The organism is Enterococcus sp. ARL09-542 (assembly GCF_005234805.1).
In the GTDB taxonomy this organism is placed as follows: domain Bacteria; phylum Bacillota; class Bacilli; order Lactobacillales; family Enterococcaceae; genus Enterococcus_D; species Enterococcus_D gallinarum.
In genome coordinates this window covers 22,395-28,721 of sequence record NZ_QPQX01000022.1, presented here as the reverse complement: position 1 = coordinate 28,721, position 6,327 = coordinate 22,395, and the positions used below count along the sequence as shown (strand labels likewise).

Genomic DNA, 6,327 nt, shown 5'->3' with positions numbered 1-6,327 from the left:
ACTACAGGTATCGCGGATAGCCAACAGGCGCTTACTTATGATCAACCAAAAAGCGATACGGTTGATTACGGCGATGGACAGGAGTTTACAGAAAAGAAGTAATAGCCAAAACGGCTACTCTATTAAACATTATTAGGAGGAATAAGCATGAATAACAATAAAACAGCAATGGAACAAGAAATGGAAAGTTTGAAAAGAGAAAATGATGCATTGAAAGAGACTGTTCGAATCTATCAAAATCATTTAGAAAAAGTAATTGAATACCAAGCGGTTGAAAAATATCGGTCAGTTGTTAAAAAAAATAAAGAGACTGATAATACAGTCTCTCTAGTCACGAGTCAACCTTTATGACAGGAAGGGCAACAGTAATAACAACCATCGAATGTAAAGCCCGTTGGGTTCCATGTTTTAACTTGGTTAATTGCTGAACTGCAATCTGAATGAAATCCGAGATCCAGTTGGTTTTGCGGGAGTGGTAAATGGTTACATGATGTTGTGTGGACCTCATGTCTCCCTTTGTCATCCGCATTTTTATTGCAAATATAATATGGCATGATTTAACCTTTTTATCAGTATTTCAGTGGACCACTCACTGATAAGGAGATTATAGCAAAAAAATATTGTCAAAAGGAGGAAATAAAAATGACTGTATCGGCAAATACGATTTTAACCGAAGCAAGAAAATATCTCGGTACTGTAATGGGAACAACTTCCCACAAAAACATCGTCGATAAGTACAATGCAACCAAGCCGCTTCCAGTCGGCTATCAAGTGAAATACACCGACGACTGGTGTGATACGTTCGTCAGCTTTATCGGAATTAAAACTGGCGCAACTGATATAATTGGTCGTGAGTGTGGGGTACAGCGTCATATTGACATCTTTAAGTCTAAAGGGGTTTGGATTGAAGATGGAAGAATCACACCTAAAGCAGGAGATATTGTCTGCTTTAACTGGGATGATTCCACACAACCCAACGATGGATGGGCGGATCATATTGGATTCGTTGAATCTGTTTCTAATGGTGTGATCACCACTATTGAAGGCAATTATGGTCGCCAAGTAAAACGGCGTACGATGCCAGTAGGATGGGGCTATATCCGAGGGTATGCTCGTCCAGCTTATGGTACTTCGGCATCAGCAGGGCAAAAAACGATTGAAACAATCGCAAAAGAAGTGATCAATGGCGCTTGGGGGAATGGTGACGATCGCAAGAAGAAATTAGCGGCTGCCGGTTACTCCTATGACGCGGTACAAGCGAAAGTCACTGAGCTGCTAAAAGGATCTTCGAGCAGTCAAGCATCGACCAATCCATTTGCCAATATAGTGATCGATTCTAATTGGGATGGCGAATTGAATGGTTATCTGCAACGATACTATGGCACAACCGTTGATAAAGTAATTTCTGGCCAGATTAAAGGTGATTGGAATGCGGGAATGACTGGTATTCAGTTTGGAACTGGTGGTAGTGATTTAGTCGCGGCAATTCAAAAAGATTTAGGCCTGAAGGCCGATCGTAATATGGGACCAGGTACCATTGGTTCTATGCAAGCTAAAGCTGGCACTGCTGTTGATCGAAAAATTACACGACCATCGGCACTTGCTAAGCAGATTAAGACGAACTTAAAAACTAAAGGAAAACCTTGGTAATAAAAAGACTCTCTTGCTCAATTTAGAGTAGGAGAGTCTTTTTCTTTATTAGAAATTTATATTGCATTATAAAAAAATCTATTCATTAGTTTTGAATTTAAGAAATCAAGAAAATACCATTATTGATTTGGTCTGTAAACATATGATCTGTTATTTCTTTATTCTCAATTACAACGTTAGTTGAAAGTATATTTAAAGCCATTGTGTGTTCTATAAAGTCTCTATTATTAAAATCATTAGGAGTATTAATCTCAGTTTCAAACCCTTTATTTTGGAGTATACTCTTAGTGAACTCATCTTCAAAAACTTGAGTTATTGGGAAAATGTCAATATTATCTTTAAAACGTTGAGTAATCAAAAGGTTTCCCTCGCCTATCAATTTAAATATAGCGTTCCCTGTTTTTAGGCAAGTTTCTTGATTAGGTAAAATCCCCTTATGAACAACCTTGTTTCTAAGTTTAACAATTGAATCCGGTAAAAAATTAGGGGTGACACCATTAGACAAACTGATAAAAGAAGAAACGTAAGCCCCTTCTAATCGCTCTGATCTATCCAATTTTTTTAGCATTTCTTTTGAGGATTCAATATTATTAGTTTCATTAAAAAAGTGAGCTGCTACAAACTCCTTTTTGTATGCTTCATATGCAGCATATATTGAGTGAAAACATTCGAAATAGAATCCTTTCAAATATGACTCGATACCTATTTGTAATAAATATTGGAATCTTGGCGACTTTGAAATAAAGAAAAAATCATGTCCATTACTACACTGTACAGATTTACCAGTAAAAAAACCTTCATCAATTTCAATACTAAGGTAATTTGTTGAATCTTTACACTTTGGACAAGAATGAGTTATTTGCATTTTTAAATCTCCCTCCTATGTATTAGTATAATACTTTCGTGAAAACTATAATACTAAATCAATACGAACAGAAAGAGAACGCAAAAAATTTTTTACTGTTTTAAGCAGAGGCTTTCTTTCATTGCTTCAAATTCAATCATAATCTTAGTTTTGCCAATCACTGAATACTTCTTCACAACAAACTGCTTCCGATCGTTATACTCACCCGCAACCACGATCCGCATTCCTTCGTCCACATCTGCCAAGAAGTTCAAACTATGAGATGCAATCAGACAGCTCGTACCGTCAAGCGAGAAACGCACTAAAGGGGTCCTCGACATTTTCAACACTCGTATCTTTGAAACTACACCTTTCAATGATTTCACAGTGATCGCCTCCATATTTTTGTATATAGTAATTAAATTCAGTTTTCCCTAAAGTCAGTTTGACATAATACTCAACGCATTTTGTACCAAAAAGGCACTCTTGAGATTCGGAAATGCTGTTCGGAAACGCTTGGATAAATTCCGGGTAGGAGATATATCGTTGCTCATACTGACTAATTATATTCATGAGAGATCAAACCATTTCAGTTCTCCAGCGTAAAATTCTACATTTCGAATTTCCTCATATTCGACGAGAGTAGAATCGACGTAAATTCCTATTTCATTATGCCCGGAAAGGCGGCCTACAATGTCCGGCATGAATTTGTCATTCTGCGTATAGTTAAGCTGAACAGCAATCTTTTTATTTTTCAAAATAGCCTCTTGTAGAAATTCTCCAATCTCTTCAATTTCCATTTCTGGTTTAGGCGGATAAGTGTAAGCTCGTTCCTCTTCAACTTTATTTACACTTGTTGTATGTTCCGATAAAAAGAATCCAATCCATTTTAATTTTTTCCGGTCCTCGTAAGGTTTAATCATTCCCATAATTATCACTCCTCACGGAAATTATACGAACGCTTGTTCGATTTGTAAAGCGAACAGATCTTTAAATTGTAACGTGAGAACGAGTAGAAAAGATGAGAATTTTTGGTGATAGTTTCGGTGATAGCGAAAAGAAAATATCGAAATGCTAGAAAAGAAAAATCAGAAGGGAAACGTTGATATAATGGTATTTTTAAAATAGAGAAATACTAGAAAAAGGGTAGAATGTATAAGAAAAACATGTTCGCATTGCTTGGCAAACCAGGCTTTGAAGAGCTTGCAAAAGAATTGAACGAACGTCTATAATTTATCGTTCTAACTAAAAAGAACCAGTCCTCCGATCATTCTTCTGAGGGCTGGTTTTTCATTTATATAAGCGGATGGTTCAGAATAAGGACGCTTATTCATTTAACCATAAAATGACCGTCACAATAGGGCATTAATTTGTGGTCTTTAGGAACAGTTAACCAATCAAGGAGTCATCAACGATTTTCCTTTAAACCAATCAATAATGCGACTGTCAAGAGACCAAAAATACATGTTTGGATTACTGGCATTCTGCTCATCTCCTTTCCTTTATGTTACTAGGACTTTCTGGAAGATGCACGAACACACCAGTCATAAGAAGCGAACGATTTTGTCATCTTGTCTGCGGAAATAAGTAGGTGCCAAATTTATCATAAAAGCGCTTGCATAAATCGGTATTTTTGTTATTATATTTTTAGAAAAGAAGTTCTGAGGTGGTAAGATGCTAGATATTGAAATTGGAAATGCCTATGTGTGTCAACCTATTGGGGCAAAAAAAACGCTAGTCGGTGTAATTGAGAAGCTGTATGAGCATACGGCTCTTGTGAAAGTGACCGATTATGAGATGGAGGATCAATCCATTGTATTGGAGTGCAATCAGCGGATGTTGGTAAAATTTGATAAGATTACCGCAGTGGCTGTGGCTTAATAAAAACAAGACTGGAACTCGCTAATAAAAATGTATTATGTCAGCATGCTGAAAAGTCAGCTTGTAGGCACTGATTCATCTTTATTGACTAGAGTCCAGTCTTTCTTTTTAGCTGGCGTGAATTAGCCGACGCCGATCACAAAGTTCAGTAGCTTATCTGAGTAAGTCATTTCATCGGTGGACACACTGAGGGTTTGGTTCAAAATATCCATCCGATCGGTAATGATGCCGTCCACACCGTAGAACTGCATCCGACTGATCTCGGCATCATCATTTGGAGTCCAGACAAAGACATCTTTATGATCCGTTTTGGCAGATGAAACAAAGTTGCGGTTGATCGTACTATATTCCATCGTTAAAAAATCAGCACTTGTTAATGGAGGGCCAACGATGTTGAAGGGCATGATATACCCAGCAGTTAGTTCCGGAGCCTCTTGTTTCAATTCTTCCACTACATTATAGGTCAAGCTTTGTAGAATATGTTCATGTTCGGCTAGATTTTCACGGTAGCGTTCAAGGAATGAATGGACTAATGTTGTCGTATCTTTTCGTTGTGTCTTGATTTCTACTAGCAATTTCTGATTCAACGAATTCGCTAAGGATAAATAGTCATCAAATGTAGCAATCGGAGCCGTTTGTCCATTTTCAGAGACGGTTAATTTTTGTGCTTGTGCCAAAGTTGATTGCTCCGGTTTCTGATTGAAGCCAGTCAACGCTTTAAATGAAAAATCGTGATAAACAATGAAATGACCATCGCTAGTTTGTTGAACATCCATTTCAACGTAATCAGGATGGTAGTTCTCACTAGTGAAGCGCAGTGCTTCTAATGAATTTTGAACGCCTTGACCATTGCTGACGCCGCGATGCGAGATCGTCAATGGTCGAGTATTAGCGGCAGAGGTCAGATAATTCATGTTGTATAAACTTACTCCTACCCCGAAGAAGACGGCTACTACAGTAATCAAAGAGGCTTTTAGTCGTTGAAAATTTCTTGCTGGCAATGGTTCTTCACTGAACCATTGTGGTATCTCAGGTAAGAAACCTTCATCGTCCATAAAATCAACAATGATATAGAAGATGGCAACGGTAGACAAAATGATATTCAACAACAAAACGAGTTGAAGGAGCGTCATAATGAAGACTGCTGAATACAGCGCATAATCAGCGAAAAGTTCTTCAATGATCGCTTGCAGGATAATCAAAAAAGTAAATCCTACTGTTGAAATGAATAAGATCGCGCCGCCAATAAAGACAAATTGGCCAACAATCGCAAAGAAACGGCGTTTCGTTGTCTGCAAACTTTCTCGAATGGCCTGTCGAAAAGGAAGGTCACGTAAGATCATTTCTGGTAAAGCAAAAATCACACGAATCCCTAGATAAATCAAAAGTAAGTAGCCAAGAACCACGGCTCCGATAATCAATACACGATTCGTAAAGATGAAATCCATGATAAAAGCAGGGATTTTCACTTTAGAGAGCAAATCTGAGTTAAAACTTAGCCCGCCAATTGGCAAAATCAAAAAGAAATAAAACAAGAAAAACAAAAAGGTCATGGGGCGTAATTTGCGAATTTGTAAAAATGTCATTCGCAACAGCTGTCGCAATCGGACCGGCTGCTTTTTCTTGATGAAATAGACACTCAGAAGCAGGAATGTAAACTCAAAAAAAACTGCTAATAAAATCAACAACAAGATTAGAGAGAGCGAGAATAGAACCATTGGATGCTCTGTAAAAATACTACCTATATTGTCGAAAGATAAATAGGCTAATCCCCCACGACGCAGGATAAATTTTGTTGAAGAAGAAAGCAGTGGGATAACCAAAAAAAGCAAGAAACCATGCATTAGCAGAACATCTCGAAAATAAGCATCGCTTGCCTTTAGAAAATCCCAAGTGTTGATCAAACTATTTTTTAGATATTTCATGTTGTTCATCCTAACTCTAGACTATAA

The 6,327-nt window shown here is 37.5% G+C and carries 7 protein-coding genes; 3 read left to right on the top strand and 4 right to left on the bottom strand.

What is annotated here, in order from left to right; all coding sequences use genetic code 11:
• Positions 1–147: 147 nt before the first annotated feature.
• Positions 148–351: a hypothetical protein gene (locus tag DVW06_RS15630; protein ID WP_137264844.1), complete on the top strand. Its 204-nt coding sequence runs from the start codon at positions 148–150 to the stop codon at positions 349–351.
• A gap of 291 nt (positions 352–642) precedes the next feature.
• Positions 643–1,650, top strand: a complete 1,008-nt coding sequence (locus DVW06_RS17785; RefSeq protein ID WP_137264842.1) for a CHAP domain-containing protein — start codon at positions 643–645, stop codon at positions 1,648–1,650.
• 97 nt (positions 1,651–1,747) lie between these two features.
• Here DVW06_RS17785 and DVW06_RS15615 read toward each other — a convergent pair whose 3' ends face one another.
• The 3 genes from DVW06_RS15615 to DVW06_RS15600 form a co-directional block, all read right to left on the bottom strand.
• Complete coding sequence (locus DVW06_RS15615) at positions 1,748–2,515, bottom strand: hypothetical protein (RefSeq protein WP_137264841.1); 768 nt, start codon at positions 2,513–2,515, stop codon at positions 1,748–1,750.
• A 92-nt stretch (positions 2,516–2,607) separates the two neighbouring features.
• Positions 2,608–2,880, bottom strand: coding sequence for a hypothetical protein (locus tag DVW06_RS15610; protein WP_137264840.1), 273 nt, complete (start codon positions 2,878–2,880; stop codon positions 2,608–2,610).
• Positions 2,881–3,063: 183 nt separating this feature from the next.
• Positions 3,064–3,423 carry a hypothetical protein gene (locus DVW06_RS15600; RefSeq protein WP_086269395.1) on the bottom strand — a complete coding sequence of 120 codons (360 nt, stop codon included), beginning with the start codon at positions 3,421–3,423 and terminating at the stop codon, positions 3,064–3,066.
• 745 nt (positions 3,424–4,168) lie between these two features.
• Between DVW06_RS15600 and DVW06_RS15595 the strand changes: the two genes are divergently transcribed.
• On the top strand, positions 4,169–4,375 hold the full coding sequence (locus DVW06_RS15595) for a hypothetical protein (RefSeq protein WP_005472093.1): 207 nt from the start codon (positions 4,169–4,171) through the stop codon (positions 4,373–4,375).
• Between the two features lie 122 nt (positions 4,376–4,497).
• On the opposite strand, the gene DVW06_RS15590 is transcribed toward DVW06_RS15595, so the two are convergent.
• Entirely contained in the window at positions 4,498–6,300 is a 1,803-nt protein-coding gene (locus DVW06_RS15590) for a glycerophosphoryl diester phosphodiesterase membrane domain-containing protein (RefSeq protein ID WP_137264838.1), read from the bottom strand.
• Between the last annotated feature and the right edge of the window lie 27 nt (positions 6,301–6,327).